General features: G+C 71.5%; 11 protein-coding genes. 5 read left to right on the forward strand and 6 right to left on the reverse strand.

Features of this window, described 5'->3' with window-relative positions:
• Positions 1 to 20: 20 nt before the first annotated feature.
• Positions 21 to 977: an RNA polymerase sigma factor gene (locus ACQP0N_RS10060; RefSeq protein ID WP_433119388.1), complete on the reverse strand. Its 957-nt coding sequence runs from the start codon at positions 975 to 977 to the stop codon at positions 21 to 23.
• Positions 978 to 1225: 248 nt separating this feature from the next.
• On the opposite strand from ACQP0N_RS10060, the gene ACQP0N_RS10065 reads away from it, so the two are divergent.
• The 3 genes from ACQP0N_RS10065 to ACQP0N_RS10075 all read left to right on the forward strand — a co-directional run bounded on the left by ACQP0N_RS10065 (position 1226) and on the right by ACQP0N_RS10075 (position 6466).
• The gene (locus tag ACQP0N_RS10065) at positions 1226 to 4126 is read left to right on the forward strand and encodes a BTAD domain-containing putative transcriptional regulator (protein ID WP_433119390.1); all 2901 of its coding nucleotides are present in this window, start codon (positions 1226 to 1228) and stop codon (positions 4124 to 4126) included.
• A gap of 91 nt (positions 4127 to 4217) precedes the next feature.
• A complete protein-coding gene (locus tag ACQP0N_RS10070) occupies positions 4218 to 5426 on the forward strand; it encodes an alcohol dehydrogenase catalytic domain-containing protein (RefSeq protein WP_433119392.1) in 1209 nt (402 codons plus the stop codon).
• A 116-nt stretch (positions 5427 to 5542) separates the two neighbouring features.
• Positions 5543 to 6466 carry a hypothetical protein gene (locus ACQP0N_RS10075; RefSeq protein ID WP_433119394.1) on the forward strand — a complete coding sequence of 308 codons (924 nt, stop codon included), beginning with the start codon at positions 5543 to 5545 and terminating at the stop codon, positions 6464 to 6466.
• Between the two features lie 78 nt (positions 6467 to 6544).
• On the opposite strand, the gene ACQP0N_RS10080 is transcribed toward ACQP0N_RS10075, so the two are convergent.
• The 4 genes from ACQP0N_RS10080 to ACQP0N_RS10095 form a co-directional block, all read right to left on the reverse strand.
• On the reverse strand, positions 6545 to 7261 hold the full coding sequence (locus ACQP0N_RS10080) for a zf-HC2 domain-containing protein (protein ID WP_433119396.1): 717 nt from the start codon (positions 7259 to 7261) through the stop codon (positions 6545 to 6547).
• A complete protein-coding gene (locus ACQP0N_RS10085; RefSeq protein ID WP_433119398.1) occupies positions 7258 to 7722 on the reverse strand; it encodes a sigma-70 family RNA polymerase sigma factor in 465 nt (154 codons plus the stop codon). Before ACQP0N_RS10085 ends, ACQP0N_RS10080 begins: the two co-directional genes overlap by 4 nt.
• 320 nt (positions 7723 to 8042) lie before the next feature.
• Positions 8043 to 8627 (reverse strand): type VII secretion system-associated protein, encoded by a 585-nt coding sequence (locus ACQP0N_RS10090; RefSeq protein WP_433119400.1) that lies wholly within the window; start codon positions 8625 to 8627, stop codon positions 8043 to 8045.
• Positions 8624 to 10267 (reverse strand): hypothetical protein, encoded by a 1644-nt coding sequence (locus tag ACQP0N_RS10095; protein ID WP_433119402.1) that lies wholly within the window; start codon positions 10265 to 10267, stop codon positions 8624 to 8626. The genes ACQP0N_RS10090 and ACQP0N_RS10095 overlap by 4 nt, the downstream gene beginning before the upstream one ends.
• A gap of 380 nt (positions 10268 to 10647) precedes the next feature.
• Between ACQP0N_RS10095 and ACQP0N_RS10100 the strand changes: the two genes are divergently transcribed.
• On the forward strand, positions 10648 to 10953 hold the full coding sequence (locus tag ACQP0N_RS10100; RefSeq protein ID WP_433119404.1) for a hypothetical protein: 306 nt from the start codon (positions 10648 to 10650) through the stop codon (positions 10951 to 10953).
• Positions 10950 to 11618, forward strand: a complete 669-nt coding sequence (locus tag ACQP0N_RS10105; RefSeq protein WP_433119406.1) for a hypothetical protein — start codon at positions 10950 to 10952, stop codon at positions 11616 to 11618. The genes ACQP0N_RS10100 and ACQP0N_RS10105 overlap by 4 nt, the downstream gene beginning before the upstream one ends.
• Positions 11619 to 11672: 54 nt before the next feature.
• On the opposite strand, the gene ACQP0N_RS10110 is transcribed toward ACQP0N_RS10105, so the two are convergent.
• The gene (locus tag ACQP0N_RS10110; protein ID WP_433119408.1) at positions 11673 to 16043 is read right to left on the reverse strand and encodes an FtsK/SpoIIIE domain-containing protein; all 4371 of its coding nucleotides are present in this window, start codon (positions 16041 to 16043) and stop codon (positions 11673 to 11675) included.
• Positions 16044 to 16080 lie beyond the last annotated feature (37 nt).

Below are 16080 nucleotides of genomic sequence, written 5' to 3' on the forward strand. Positions count from 1 at the left end.
TCGATTCCGCGGTGGATTCTCTAGAACCGGGGCGGCCGTGGGGTGTGCAGAAGGCGCACCTCGCGCACCAGGCCCTCTTTCTCCCTCAACAACCACGTCCCCCCGGGCGGGCAGTGGTACGGATCCTCCGACGGGTTGATGAAGGCGTTCTCCCAGATCGTGACGCCGGACCCGGCGAGCACTCCGGTGACCCTGGCGGCGACGCCGGACTCGTAGTCCTGCCGCATGACGGCGAAGACCGGTTCCCGACCGATCGTCCGGATGCCGCTCGGCCACCAGAAGGTCATGTCCTCGGCCCAGCGTGAGGCCACCTTGTTCAGCCTGGCGCCGTCCGGCACCGCCGACAGGATGGTCGCCGCCTCCTGCTGTCGTTCGGCGCGCAGCGCCACGGTCCCGCTGTGCCGCTCGTCGTGCACGCGGGGGAGGACCTCGGCCAACTGCCGGCGTGCCTCGCTCAGGCGACTACGGACAGTGCCGACCGGCGTACCGCAGAGGTCGGCGATCTGCTCGTACGAGTTGTTACTGGTGAAGTACCGCAGCAACGCCACCGTCTGCGCGGCCGGCGACAACTGCTGGATCGCGTGCCAGACCCAGTCCCGCACGGCGCTGCGTTCGATGCTCGCGACCGGGTCGTCCAGCTCCGAGGCGAGCAGATTCTCGCCGGCCACCCCGACCGGAACGGGGACGCGGGCGCGGAGCATCGTCCGGCAGTTGTTGCGCACGATGGCGTGCAGCCAGGACCGCGCGGCACCGGGGTCGCGCAGCTCACCGATGCGGCTGAACGCCGTGATCGCCGCGTCCTGGCAGGCGTCCTCGGCGTCGGGCCGGGAGCCCAACAGGTGGCGCGCCACCGCGAGCATGCCGGCGTAGTGACGGTCGAGAAGCAGCGCGAAGCTGGCCGGATCGCCCTGCTGGGCGCTCCGGACCTGCTCGACCGTGTCGCCGGCCGACACGTGCGCCGAGGTCGAAAGAAGCATCCGGGAACGCTAGCTCGCCGGTGGGAGAAATCCATCGAGGGGATCGAACTTTCGTCGCGCGGGCGACGTCTGCTGGACATGGGTTACGAGACAGGACCGCGCCTCGGCAGCGCCGAACCGGTCGATGCGTGCCGCCTTCGACCCCGGTGTCGGCTTCCCCGCGCCCGGGAATGTCGGATCCTGCGGCGAACTGTCCGATCCAGTCGTCGTCAAGTAAACCTTCAGTCGGTGGACGCAGCGTGATCAACGTGACGGACGATGTCGGCTCCGGTCGGACAGAGGAATCGGCGTCGCAGGGGGAACCGCGCCTGCAGATCATGGGCCCGCTGCGGGTCTGGCGCGGCGCGGCCGAACTCGACGCGGGCCCGCGCCAGCAACGCCGCCTCCTGGCGGTCCTGCTGGCCCGGCAGGGGCGTCCCACCACCACCAGCGATCTGATGGATCTCGTCTGGGGTCCCGACTCCCCGGCCAGCGCAGTGAACGTGATCCACAAGTACGTCGCGGCGCTGCGCCGCCTGCTCGAACCCGACCTGCCCGCGCGGGCCGTCGGCGCGTACCTGCTGCGGCACGGCAACGGTTACCTCTTCGTGGCCGGGCCGGAGACGCTCGACCTCGTCGCGTTCCGCCGCGACGTCTCGGCGGCGAAGTCCAGCCTTGCGCAGGACCGCCCGGACGAGGCGTTGCAGCACTATCTCGACGCGCTGGGGCGCTGCCATGGCCCGTCCGGTGACGGGCTTCTCGACAGCGTCGCCGCCGCGGCGGTCTGCGCGGGCATCGACGGCGAGTTCTTCGACGCCGCGATCGCCGCTGCCGCGGTGGCCGTACGGCTGCGTCAGCCCGCCCGGGTCCTGACGCCGCTGCGGCTCGCGGCGACGATGGGTGAGCTCAACGAACCGGTCCACGCGAGCCTCGTGACGACCCTCGCCGCAGCGGGGCAGCAGGCGGAGGCGTTGGCCGTGTACGGCGTCATCCGGGCGCGTCTCGACGAGGAGTTGGGCATCGACCCCGGCTACCACTTGCAGGATGCCCATCGGCGGGCCCTCACCCAGACGGCGCTGACGCCCGCCGAGGACGCGGACCCCGTGGTGGCCCGGCCGGCGCCGCTGGTCCGCCCGGCGCAGCTCCCGCCGGACCCGCCCTTCTTCGTGGGCCGCGAATCCGAACTGCTGATCCTGGGCGACCTGACCACGGGGATGCGGACCGCTGGGCGGACCAGTCCACTGGTGATCGCGATGGACGGCATGGGTGGGGTGGGCACCTCGACGCTCGCCACGCACTTCGCGCACCGGGTGGCCGACGAGTTCGCCGACGGGCAGCTCTACCTCGACCTGCGGGGGCACCTCTGCGCGGATGAGCGCCTGTCGGCCGACGACGCCGTACGGTCGCTGCTGCACATGGTGGGCGTGCCCGCTTCCGACGTACCCGACACGTTCGACGCGCGGATCGGCACGTACCGGAGCATGACGGCCGGTAAGCAGATGCTCTTCCTGCTGGACAACGCCCACGACGCCGCCCAGGTGCGCCCGCTGCTGCCGAACTCGGCACGAAGTCTCGTGATCGTCACCAGCCGGCGGGCCCTCGTCGGCCTCGCGGCCTTCGACGGCGCGCACCTGCTCCGGGTCGACCCGCCCGACCTGCCGACGGCCCGTCGACTGCTCGAACGTCGTCTCGCCGGCCTGCCAAGCCGGTCGACCGACGACGGGGAGTGGGCCGGCACGGCCGACGAGATCATCGAGCTGTGTGGCCGGCTTCCGCTGGCGCTGGCCATCCTGGCGGCCCGGATCGCCGCTCGTCCGGCCCTGTCGCTCGCCACCATCGCCGCCGAGTTGCGCGACAGCGCCCGCCGGCTCGAGGCGTTCGCGGGCAGCCGCGGGCTGGTCGATCCCCGGACGGCCTTCTCGTGGTCCTACCGGCAGCTCAGTCCGGAGGCGGCCCGGCTGTTCCGACTGCTGTCGGCCGCCCCGCTGCCCGGTGTCACGGCCGAGGCCTGCGTGAGCCTCGCCGACCGCGACCCGGACACCACGCGTGCCCTGCTCGCCGAGCTGATCGACGCGGCGCTGGTGAGCGAGCACGAGGACGGCAGGCTCACGTCGCACGTGCTGGTGAAGGCGTACGCCGAGGAGCTGTTGGAGGCCGAGGAGCCGGCGGCGGATCGACAGGCGGCGCTCAGCCGCCTGCTGCAGCACTACCTGCACAGCAGCTACCAGGCGCAGCTCGCGCTGAACCCGAACCGTTCGCCGATCGAGCCGGCACCGCCGCTGCCCGGTGTCGTGGTCGAGCGGCCGGGCACGCACGACGAGGCGATCGCCTGGTTCGACCGCCAGCGGGAGGTGCTCACGGAGGTGGTGCGCCTCGCCGCCGACGTCGGGTACGGCATCGTGCCGTGGCAGCTCGCCATCTCGATGCAGCAGTACCTGCAGTGGGCCGGACGCTTCCAGGACTGGGAGGACGTCATGCGCAGCGCGCTGCGTGCCGCGCGAGCACGCCACGACGTCGTCGGGGAGGCGCACGTCCTGCGCAGCCTGGCGGGTGCCCGGTACTTTCTCGGAGCCCACGAGGAGGCGCTCGGCCTGCTCGGCGAGGCCGCACCGACCTACCAGGACCGGGGCATGCGTCTGGAACAGGCGTTGGTGCACAACAACTGCCACCAGGTGCTCAGCGTGCTGGGCCGACACGATCGTGCGCTCACGCACAGCACGGAGGCGCTGGCGCTCTTCCGCATGCTCGGCCACCGGCAGGGCGAGATCTGCAGCCTGCTGCGGATGGGACGGTCGTTGACCGCCCTGGGGCAGGTCGCTGAGTCGATCCAGGTGCTCCGGGAGGCGCTCGACCTCAACGAGTTGGCGGGGCGTGCGCACGAGGAGAGCGCGATTCGTGCCGCCGTCGCGGACAACCTGGTCGAGACCGGCCGTGTCGCGGAGGCGGTGACGGAGCTGGAACTCGCGGCGAGCACGGCGCGGCGCGTGGGGAACCGGCCGTCGCAGTTCGACGCGCTGCGGCAGATGGCCGACGTTCTCATAGCCGTCGGTGACCTGCCCGGTTCCCGTCGGGCGTTCGAACAGGCCCGCACGCTGCTGCGGGAGTTTCCCGACGGTGGTACCGACGGCATGCGTGCCTCGGTCACCCGACTGGCCCAGAAACTGGCGTGACCGGGCGGTTTGTCGTGGCCCGCCCGGGGAAGCCGGGTCCCGTTGTCGAGGGCTGGCGCCACCGCGGTGTCCAGCGCGGATGGGAGTACGCGTGAAGGCCGTCGTTTTCCACGGTATCGGTGACATTCGGGTCGACGACGTGCCCGAGCCCCGCATCGAACAACCCACGGACGCGATCGTCCGGGTCACCACGGCGGCGATCTGCGGCACCGATCTGCACTTCGTCCGGGGCACCATGCCCGGGATGTCGCCGGGTAAGGTGCTCGGCCACGAGGGCGTCGGGGTGGTCGAGGAAGTCGGCTCGCAGATCCACAACTTCCGACCGGGTGACCGGGTGGTGATCTCGGCGGTGCTGGGCTGCGGATCCTGCTGGTACTGCCGCCGGGGCCTCTTCGCGCAGTGCGACAACGCGAACCCGCTCGGACCGCGGACCGGTACGGCCTCGCCCGGCTCACCCGACATGCAGGGTCCGTTCAACGGCTTGCAGGCGGAGTACGCGCGCGTGCCCTTCGCGCACACCAACCTGATCTCGCTGGGCGAGAACGTCACCGAGGCGCAGGCCATCACGCTGTCCGACATCTATCCGACCGGCTACTTCGGAGCGGTTCTCGCCGACGCCGACGACGGCAAGATCGTCACGGTCTGGGGCTGCGGTCCGGTGGGCCAGTTCGCCATCCTCTCCGCCTACCAGCGTGGCGCGTCCCGGGTGATCGCGATCGACGGGCACGCCGACCGGCTGGAGCATGCGCGTAGCCGTGGCGCCGAGGTGATCAACTTCAACGAGGTCGACCCGGTCGACGCCATCATGGAATTGACGAACGGTATCGGCGCCGACTGCGCCATCGACGCCGTCGGAGTGGACGGCGAGAGCGCCAAGTCGGGACCTGCGGCGGGCAAGGACGCCGAGCGCAACGCCGAGGAACAACGCGGGATCTCCCCGAACCTCGACAGTCAGGGCCAGGATGGGCACTGGAAGCCGGGTGACGCGCCGAGCCAGGCGCAGACCTGGGCGGTCGACAGCCTGGCCAAGGTCGGCACGCTGGGCATCGTGGGTGTCTATCCGCCCGGCGACCGGTACTTCCCCATCGGTGTGGCCATGGGACGCAACCTGACCATCCGCGCCGGCAACGGCAACCATCCCCGGTACATCCCCAGGCTGGCGGCCATGGTCGCCTCCGGTCAGGTCCGTCCGGAGGATGTCGTGACGGAGCACGAACCGCTGACCGACGCCGTTGGGGCGTACCGGGAGTTCGACCTGCGCAGCCCCGGCTGGCTGAAGGTGGCCCTCGGCACCACCTGAGTTCCTCGGGGCCGACTGCGGCAGCACCCGCCCTGAACCGATTCCGGACCTGTTCCGTGTGAGGGGCGAACGGTTTCCGGACCTCCTGGGAGCCGGGTGACTGCTGGAGATTTCCGATGATGCGCAACCACGTGACACCCCTCATCGCCGCGCTGGCCGTCGGCGCGGTGACGCTCACGGCGTGCGGCCCGAGCCAGGTGCCACCCGGCCCGGCGCGGGCCGCCGACCTGAGCGGCAGCCCGGCGGCATCACCACAAGGCGGGGCCGGTGTCGGCGACCTCGCCCTCACGTCCGGCACCGCGAAGTCCAACAACGCGGCGGCGGGCACCGGTGACTGGGCGGTACCCAACGGCGGGGTGGCCACCGGGGCCGCCCGCGAGTCGGCGCAGCGCTGGGTCCAGTTGACCCTGGGCAAGGCGGGCAAGCTCGACCCGGTCGTCGTCAACGGCGCGGGGCTGACCCTCTACCGGTTCGACAAGGACAGCAACAACCCGCCGACGTCGAACTGCGATGGTGACTGCGCCACCACCTGGCCGCCGGTCACGGTGACGCCGGGCGGCAAGATCTTCGTCGCGGGCGTCAAGGCCGAGGCGGTCGGAACGGTCCGGCGCTCAGACGGCAGCCGGCAGGTCACCATCGGCGGCTGGCCGGCCTACCGCTTCGCCAAGGACACCAAGCCCGGCGAGACCAAGGGTCAGGGTGTCGGGGGAACCTGGTTCGGCGTGACCCCGACCGGCGGCAAGGCCGGCGCGTCCGGTGGCGAGCAGCCCGGCGCGGAGTCGCCGGCCCCGCCGGCCACCAGCGCCGTCTTCTTCGACGACACCAACTTCGGCGACGGCGCTGGCTCGCAGGGGGTCGCCGGCACCGGCTGCCGGAACCTGAGCCGCCCGGGTGTCTCCTCCTCGGTGGCGGCGCCCGGCTCGCTCAAGCTCTGGGCGGGCCCGGACTGCACCGGCCGCTCGAAGGTGATCAACGGGGACGTCGCGGATCTGGCGACCGTCGACTTCGACAACGCGGTCGTCTCGGTGCGCCTGGGCTGATCCCGGCGGTGCGGCTCGCGCCGGCCCGGCCACTGGCCGGGCCGGCGCGTTGCTGTCTGTCGCTGCTGGCGGTATGCCCTACAGCGTCGCGCTGACGTACACCGTGCCGTCGGTCGTCTCCACCCGGACACTGCCGATCTGGGCCTCGTCGATCAGGGCACTGCCGTCCAGGGTGACGCCCTCGGCGGCCCCGCGCTCCGACACCAGCCAACTGCCCGCCAGTACCGTGCTGCCGTCCTTGCCGACGACCAGCAGGCGACAACGCTGGCCCTGCGGGATGCCGGACACCGTGGCGTTGAGGCGTACCCAGCCGGGGGCCGGCTGGACGGCGACGGCGAGACGGGCGCCGGTGCGCGGATCGGCCGCGCTGGCGGAGCGGACCGCCCGGTCGGCCGGGACGCTCGGGCTCGGCGGCGGCGCGGTGGCGTCCGTCGTCGTGTCGCCCCGGGGAACGAGGAAGGTGCCGCCGAGGACGGCCGAGGCGACGACCGCCGCGGCGACCCCGGTCACGGCGTGACGGCGGCGGCGCTCGTCGGCGGCCTCGCCGCGGATCTGACGCAGGGTGCGCTGCAACAGCAGGTCGCCGTCCTCCGGCGGGCCGTCGAGCAGCATCACATCGGGTACGTTCTCGAGCGCGTCCGCCCACGTCCGCAGCGATTCGACCTCAGCCCGGCACTGCGCACAACCCGCCAGGTGCTCCTCGGCTCGGCGGGCCGACTCCTCGTCGAGCGCGCCCAGCAGGTAACCGCCGACGTCGAAGTGGTCGGCGTGGGGCGATGAGCTGTCGGATGTCATGAGGCAGGCCGTTCCACCCCGGCGCGACGCTCGGCGAGATCGCGGAGGGCTCGGAGTGCGTAGTAGGAGCGGGACTTCACGGTGCCCGGTGGGATCCCGAGGACCTGGGCGGCTTCCGCGACTGTACTCCCGCGCAGGTAGACCTGCTCGAGCACCTGTCGGTGCTCGGTGGAGAGGCGATTGAGGGCGTCCGTCACGACGATCGAGTTCACCACCTGGTCGGCGTGGTCACGCTCGACCGCGGATTCCGTCGGGCCCTCCGGCACCTCGGGTGGTCGCGCGTTCCGGGCGCGGACGGTGTCGGTCACGATGTTGCGGACGACCGTCAACAGCCAACCCCGTACCGAGCCCTTGCCGTTGACCAGACTGTCGGGGTGACGCCACGCGCGCACCAGCGCTTCCTGGACGACGTCCTCCGCGGCCGCGCGGTCGCGGGTCAACTGTGTCGCGTAAGCGAGCATCGCGCGTCCGTGCTCCTCGAATATGGACCGGACCAGTGCCTCGCCTGCCACTTCGCGCCGACGAACAGGTCCTGATCCCGCCATTGCTACCACCCTTTTGCCGACCCTCACGTCTCCGGCGTGCCCGCCGGTTGTCTACGGGGCCTCAGGATGCACGTCCTGTTAGTACCGTTAGTTGATCAATAAAAGATTTGTCTACTGACCCACGTCGAGACCGATTCGAGATGTCAAGGCCTGTCGATGCTCGTCCGGCGGGCCTGCCCCCGCTGGGCTCGGACGTGCCGTCCATGACCAGCGGGGGAGGTCTCCGGTCGCGGTGACTATGGGGTGAACGGCCACGGCTCGTCGCTCTGCGGGACGTCCTCGGCGGCGAGGTCGCGCAACGCGTCGGCGAACAACCGCATGGCACGTGGGCCACCCGGGTTCAGCAGTACGTCGACGCCGTCCGGCACCAGCGTCAGCAACCCGCCCACGTCGACCTGCCGCCAGTCGGCCGCGTCGACCCGGGCCTGGTCCACGGCCCCGGACGCGACGAGCACGCACGGAACGCCGTCCGGCGCCGGTGCCACGATGACGCCACCCTCGCCGTCCACCGCCACCTCGACGAAGCTGTCGCGCAGTGCCAGGAGCACCGCCTCGACGCCGGCGCGACCGCTCGCGACCAGAGCCGCCGTGGCGTCCACCGGGCTGGTGGGCGCCGCCGGGCTCTTTGGTTGATATAGGGGATTGGCCGTGAAACGGGCGATGGTGCCGTCGCGTTCCACCAGCCAGCCACCGACGATGGCCTCCGCCGGAGGCATGGCCGTCGCGTCCGCCGCTTCGCCGTCGGAGTCCGTCCACTCCTCGTCCAGCAGCAGCATCCAGTTCCGCTCGTTCTCCGCGTCGTCCACGCGCTCGGCCGTCACTTCGTCACGTCCCGCGTCACGTCAGGCTTCATTTCCTTGAAAACGCCCATATTCTCCACCGTCACATTGGCAATACTGTTTCCAGGGCTGGTGAACAGGCCGTCGACGTCGACGCCGCGGCTGGCCTGTACGACCTCCGTCGAGGCAAAGATCTTCCGATTGTTGCCAAGGTCCCGCATCACGTTGGCGAAATCCTGGCCGGCGCTACCTGTGGGGTTGGCGAAGTTGCAGGAGAGCAGGGCGATGGAGCCCTTCGGGTTGCCTTCTGCGGCGGCCCGGAACACGTTGTCGAAGTGCACGACCCTGGCGAACTGGGTGCCCGGCACCGACAGCACCTTGCCGTTGTTGAGGGTGACCGCCGCGGAGTGTGGATCACCGTGGGCGATGACGAAGACGGGTGGGCTCTTCAGCCGGCCCCAGGGTGCCAGTTCGAACTGGTCGGTGCTCATCGGAGCCTGCGTGCCGGGGATCCTGCGGATCAGTTTGGCGCCGTCAACGTTCAGTGAACCGCCTTGGGTCCGGCCGAGCGGGACGTTGGCCTCCACCTTCGCCCAGTCGGTGAAGGTGCCGACGTCGTCCGGTTCACTGGGAAAGAGAACGCCAATCTGCTTGCCGTTGTTGTCCCTGAGCGGCACGGATCGGACGTCTGAGGCGTGGAACGTCGTGAGGCGCCCGTTGTCGGTCTGCCCGATGATCAATGTCGGGTCCTTGTCCTGCTTCTTCTTGGCGGCCTTGAGATCACGATCGAACCGGATGTCCGAGATCTTCTGCCGGATCCCGCCGAATACACCTTTGATCGTCTTGCCGATGCCGATGCGGGTGACGTTCTCGTCGATTCCGCGCCCGACGGTGGTGGCGCTGCCGCCGGTGACTTCCCTGGTGCTGTTCTTGATGCCGTCCGCGACGCTGCCGGGGCGAATCTTGCCGGCGAACTTGTTGGCGAACTTGAGGACCCGGCTGACGATGCGTCCGCCGGGGACGAGGCCGAGGGCGAGTCCGCCGGCGGCGAGGGCGATCTCGGCGGGGTCGCCGCCGAGGGCTGCGGCGGCGAGGTCGATGGCGCCGGAGAGGAAGCCGATCGCCGAACCGAGGGGTGGGAAGATGAACGAGGCGACCACGGAGAGCACGTCCAGGATGGTGGTGATCCATTCGATGACGGTGCTCTGCAGGAAGTCGATGAACGCGTTGAACGCTTCGACGATCTTGTCCCAGAGAGATCGTTGCGGTGCGTCCTTGGCGAGTTGGTGCAGCGTGTCGGCGGCGGTGCGGGCGGCCTGGTCGCGCAGGGCGGTGGCCTGACCGAGGAGCGACTTCGCGCCGTCGAGTGCCTGCTGGGCGTCGGCGGCGCGGTTCTTGGCGGCGGTCGCGTCGTCGGTGGCCTGTTCCTTGGCGTCCGGACTGGTCGTGGTGTCGGCGTTCATGACGAGGAGCGCGGCCGCCGCGCTGACGGCCGCCGCCTGGGCCGCGCTCTGGTCCCCGGCCGCCTGTCGGGCCTGGTCGAGGGCGCGCAGGGACATGGTCTGCGCCTCTTCCAGCGAGGGCAGGTACCGCAGGTACGCGTCGGCGGCGCTGGCGTAGGAGTTCGCCATCCCGTCCAGGCGTCCCGGCAGTTTGCCGATCAGGTCGCGGAAGGCGTCCATCGCCTTGCCCTGGCCGACATCGATCTGGCTGCCGGACGCGAGCAGGTCGTGCGCCTCCTGGGTGGTTCTGGCCAGCTCCTGGTACGCCCTGGTGATCTCCTCGAAGGACTCCGGATCACCCGGCACGGGATCTGAGTCGAGCTGCAACACGGACCACTCGGCGTCGCCCGGACGCGTCATGACGAACCTCCCCATCGCATCGTCAGGCCGGCGCCCGAGCCATCCGCCGGGAGCCGAGTCGCACACGTAGCGCGGGGTGGATCGGTTCACCCGGTGAACCGGGCCGGCCGCCGATCCGTGTACGCCCCAGTTGCCGTGACGGGTCTGGAGGGTGCGGAGATGAGCGATGCGATGAGCAGGCCGGCGGGGGAGTGCGCGCGATGAGCGAGATCCTCGTTCCGGGCGCGGAGCTGGAACGCGTACACGAGCTGCTGCGGCGTACCAAGGAGTTGATGGACAGCGCGTCGGTCCGGTCGATGGGTGCGGTGGTCGACACCCTCGGGCAGCGCGGCCTGGAGGACGCCGCCCGTAACTTCGAGAAGCGGTGGGGCGACGGTCGGCACGTCGTGGGCAAGGACCTCGGGGGCGTACGCGACGCCGCGAAGGCCGTCGCCGACGCGTTCCGGGAGACCGACACCCAGACGGTCAACGCGTTGACCGCACCGGACCAGCAGGCGGCACAGTGAGCGCCCCGACCCAGGCCCATGCCGCGACGCCCACCCCGACCGGCTTCGAGCTGCGCACCCCGCAGGCGTGGGTCGACTTCCCGGTGGCCGACGAGGCGAGCGAGAACCGGCTGGGCGAGGAGGCGCGGGGCCACGCCCTGAGCGGCGGGTTCACCGCCGACCAGGCGGGCCGCTTCGCCGAGCAGGTACGCCGGTCGATACGCCAGGCCCGGCGCGGCGGCGCGGTGCACGCGGCCGGCGTCTTCGAGATGTACGAGGACGGCCCGCTCACCGCCACCGTGGTGGTCGCGGTGGTCACGCCACCGGCCAACGGCGACATCCTCGGCGCGTTGACGGCGGTGGCGCACCCCAACCGGGCCGACGGGACCTGGCGGCGGGTGACCACCGCGGCGATTCCCCGCATCGGCACCGTCGGTCGGGTGTACGGCATCCAGAACGTCGTCCAGGACGGCGTCACGATGCGGTGCGCGGTGATGCACACCGTCGTACCGATGCCGGGATCGGCGGACGTCGTGGTGGTCACCGGGTCGAGCCCGAACCTCGCCGAGGCGGAGGACATCTTCGAGCTCTTCGGCGCGATCACCGGGTCCCTGGCGTTCACCTGGGACGACGACCAGCCGGTGCTGGCCGCGCGGCCGGAGTCGACGGGTACGACCGACGCCTGAGCGGTGATCGACGAGGGGGACACCGCGCTGCGGTGTCCCCCTCTCGTTCGGGTTCTACTCCGCTGGCGTCACCAGGGACCGCAGCGCCGCCGGATCGGTTCGGGGGACCTGCACCAGGCGCACGGTGCCGTCGCCCAGGTGCAGCAGCGCCCGACCCAGGCGTCCCCCGCCGAGCTGGCCCCGGCTCAGCTTGGCGCCGATCAGTTCGCCGTCACCGAGGCCCTGTGGGCTGAGCAGCGCGCCCTGCCGGTTACGCCGGGCGTCGACGTGCCAGCCGCCGAAGCCGCCGGACAGGCCGTCGATGGTGCCCGCCATGACCAACCCGAGCCCCCGTTCCGCGCCGGTTCGGGCGATCTCCCCGAGGTCGCTGCCCGCGTCGCACTTGAGCAGCAGCTCGGCGTCGTCGAGCACGACCACGGACGGTCCGCTCCTGCGCTCCAGCGCGGCCGTCAAGATGGCGGAGGTGAGGTTCTCGCTCGCGACGAGGTCGAGCACGCCCGGGAGGTCGGCCAGCTCGCGCAGCGGCGATCTGCGGGGCGCCGCCACGACCACCTCGGTCCCCCTGCGCAGCAGGGTGGCGACCATCGTCAGCAGCGCGGTGCTCCGTCCCGAACGAGGTGGACCCGCCAGGACCAGGGTCGGGACGACCGTCAGGTCCGGCCCGATCGCGGTGAGCTCGTCGCCGCCCACACCCACCATCGTCCACAGCGGCCCGTCGGGTCGGTGGAGCGTCTCGGTGTCCGCGAGGGTCAGTTCGTCGGGCAGCACGTCGATCCGGAACGGGCGGTCGCCGGACGCGACGTCCGCGTCCCGCCGCCGGGCCGTCTCGGCGATGTCGGCGAGTACGCGCGCCTGCCCCTGACCCGAGGTGTCCTCGCCGAGCAGGGCGATCTGCGCCTCGGCGCCGTCGGACGCCCGGATCGCGCGACCCGACTCGATCTCGTCCGGCAGTTGCCGATGGTTGATGCCGACCATGCTGTAGTCGCCGCGTTCGGTCAGGCGCAGCACCAGCTTGTCGTCGGTGGTGGACGAGATCCGGCTGGAGAACATCGCCCGGTCGCCCGCGAGCACGACGTGGATGCCCGCTCCGGCGCCCTCGCGCAGCAGGGTCAGCAGAGCGGCCATGATCGTGCCGTTGTCGTAGTCGGCGAAGGTCTTGTCGAAGACCTCGAACCGGTCCAGGAGCACCAGGATGTGTGGCGGTCGCTCACCCGGGGCGGCGCCCGTCCGGTACTCCACCATGCTCGCCGAGCCCCGGGTGGCGAGCAGCTGCTGCCGCCGGCCGAGTTCCGCGACGAGACGGGCGAACAACCGGCCGAGCCGCTCTGCCTCGGTGCGCTGCACCACCGCCCCGCAGTGCGGCAGGCCGTTGAGGGCCAGCAACGCCCCGTTGCCGCAGTCGACGCCGTAGAGGTGGACGTCCGCCGTGGACTGGACGCGGGCGACCGCCCCGGCGATCGTCCGGAGCGTCTGCGATCGGCCGCTGCGCGAGGAGCCGATGACGTGCAGGTGCCCGAGCGTGGAGAGGTCCAGTGCCAGCGGCACCTGGTCCTGCTGGGCGGGAAGGTCCACCAGCCCGTAGACGACCGCCGGGAGGTGGTAGTCGGTGGCGCGGGCCGGGGGCAACGCGTCGACGGTCAGCGAGGTGGGCAGCGCCGGCAACCAGGGGCTGTGCTGTGGCGGGATGCCCAGTCCTTCGCTGGCGTCCCGGATCGCCGTCACGAGCACCGCGAGGTCGGTCAGCTCGGCCGACGGCGCCGCCTCGCCGGAGCGGCGACGTGGCGCGGGGCGACCGAGGTCGGGAAAGGACAGTGGCGCCAACCAGGGGGCCGGGCGGTCGGTGCTGCGCGCGCCGGGGCGGAACCCGCCGACCCGACCCGCCTGGAACGGCACCAGCGACGACTGGGCCAGACGCACGAAGGCACGACCGGGCGTCGACTTCGAGATGGCGGCCGCGTCCGGGGCGTTCAGCACGTCCTGGCTCTCGCTGCTGTCGGTGACCCGCAGGGCGATACGCAGGTTGGTGTTGGCCCGGATCTCGGGGGAGACCACGCCGCCCGGTCGCTGGGTCGCCAGCACCAGGTGGATGCCGAGCGACCGGCCGCGCTGGGCGATGTTGACCAGACCGGTCACGAAGTCGGGCAGGTCACGCACCATCGACGCGAACTCGTCGATCACGATGAGCAGGCGCGGCATCGGGACACGGGACGGCTCGCGGCGCAGCAGCTCCACGTAGTCGTCGATGTCCTTCGCCCCGGCCTCGGCGAGGATGTGTTCGCGTCGGCGCAGTTCCGCCGAGAGCGACGTCAGCGCCCGGCCCACCAGGTGGGTGTCCAGGTCGGTCACCATGCCGACGGTGTGCGGCAGGAGGACGCAGTCCTTGAACGCGCTGCCGCCCTTGTAGTCGACGAGCACGAACGTCATCGCGTCCGGACGGTTGGCCACGGCGAGCGAGGCGACGAGGGTCTGTAGCAGCTCCGACTTGCCGGAGCCGGTGGTGCCGGCCACCAGGCCGTGCGGTCCGTCCCGCTTCAGGTCGAGGGCGAACGGCCCGTCGAGCGACACCCCGAGCACCGCCTCGGTGGTCCGACCACCCGAGGTCCACCGGGCCGTCACCGCATCCGGCTCCGGCGGCTCCATCCCGAGTACGTCGAGCAGCCGACTCGACCCGGGCAGGGCGCTCTCCTCGTCGGCGCCACCGATGTCCCGCAGCGGCGCCAGCGCCCGCGCCGTCCGGTACAGCCACTCCGGCGACACGACGTCCGGGTGGACGTCGGCGATCGGGGCGGCGAGGGTCTGCGTCACCAGCAGCGACCCGTCCTCCTGCTGGGCGATGACCGCCTGGCACTCCTCGGGCAGCAGCCGCTCCTCGGCGTCGAGGCAGATGGCGTACACCCCGACCGCCGGTCCTTCGCGCAGGATCTGGGTGACGCCGGGCAGGGACCGGAGTTTGCGGGCGCCGTCGAGCACCACGAGGACGTCCCGGAACGCTCCGTTGCCCCGTTCGCCGGAGCGGGACGAGATGATGCTCACCAGCTCGCCGACCCGGCGGGCCAACGTCTGGGTGTCGGTGCCGACCGTCGCGAGGGTGTCCTGACCGTCGCGGGGCCGCAGGTGAGGCAGCCACCCCGCCCAGGCCCAGCCGGTCTCGTCGGCGGTGCCGCAGAGCAGGTAGATCTGCAGGTCCTCCGGGCTGTGCAGGGCGCTGGCCTGGGCCATCATCCAGCGGGCCGTCGTACGGGCGACGGCGTCGCCGGCCACCCCCACGACGCCGTGCTTGCGTACCGGCACGGTCGCCGGCACGTCGAGGGCGCTCCACCGGACCTCACGGCGGTTCTCGTCCTGGCTCAGGTCGCGGAGCACCACGTCCGACGGCAGGTCCGCGCTGCCGACCCGCAGCTCCAGGAAGTCGGGATCGGTGCGGCGTCGCTCCCACAGCCGACGCTGCGGGCCGGTGGCGATCAGCCCCATCGACGCGGGGTCGGGAAAATCGTCCCGGCGGACCGACCGTTCGGCGGCCAGCGCCTCCTCGGCCTCGCCGCTGATGCGCGCCCTCTTCTTCTCGTACTCGGCGAGCCGGGAGCGGTAGGTGGCCCGGCCCTGGCGCCGCGCGCCGATCTGACCGGCGATCAGCACCAGCGGCGACAGGATGGCGAAGAGCAGTGTGAGCGGGTTGCGGGTGATGACGAACGCGGCACCGGAGAGCACGACCGGCGCCAGCACGGTGATCAGCGTGAGCGGTCGTCGCTCCGGAGGCGCCGGCGGCCCGGGAAGCGTGAACTGGGTGGTCCGCGCCGCGGGCAGTAGGCGGGGCGGACGGTTGTAGTCGAGGCCCGTACGGTCCTCCGAGATCTGGAGCGCCGCCTCGTCCCGCAGGGGGCGGCGAAGCTCCAGCAGGGAGGAGCCCGCGGCGAGTTGTGCCCCGGGCTTCCAGATCCGCTCCTGCTCGTCGACCTCCACCCGGTCGAGCAACAGGCCGGGCTCCATCGGCCGGAGCCAGCACTCCCCGTCCTCGGTCACCCGCAGCTGGGCGAGCACGGGAGCGAGCGGGTCGTCGTGTACGTGGACGTGGTTGTCGTCGGCGGCGCCGACGGCGTGCTCGCCGATGGCGAGCGGGTACAGGTTGCCGGCGCCGAGACCGCTGACCACCCGGATCTCCAGCGGGCCGGCCGCCGGTGGCGGTGACACGGACGTCGGACGGTCCAGCTCGACGACACTGCCCTGCCAGAGCGGGGCGTCGGCGAGCGTCAGCCCGGGGTCGAGGGGAGCTCCGGCGACGAAGATCGTCGGTGCTCGGGTGCCGGGTTCCGGACGGCGCCCCGCCAGCACCTCGGCGAGCTCCGCGACAGTGGAATCGAGGGCGGCCTCGACCTGGTAGTCGGTTGCGGGGGTGGACTGATCCGTGACGGTGAGCAGCAGGCGCACGGGTATCTCCTGGTCGGACGAGCCGTCGGGAACACGG

It is taken from the genome of Micromonospora sp. CA-246542 (genome assembly GCF_050942905.1).
Taxonomy (GTDB): domain Bacteria; phylum Actinomycetota; class Actinomycetes; order Mycobacteriales; family Micromonosporaceae; genus Micromonospora.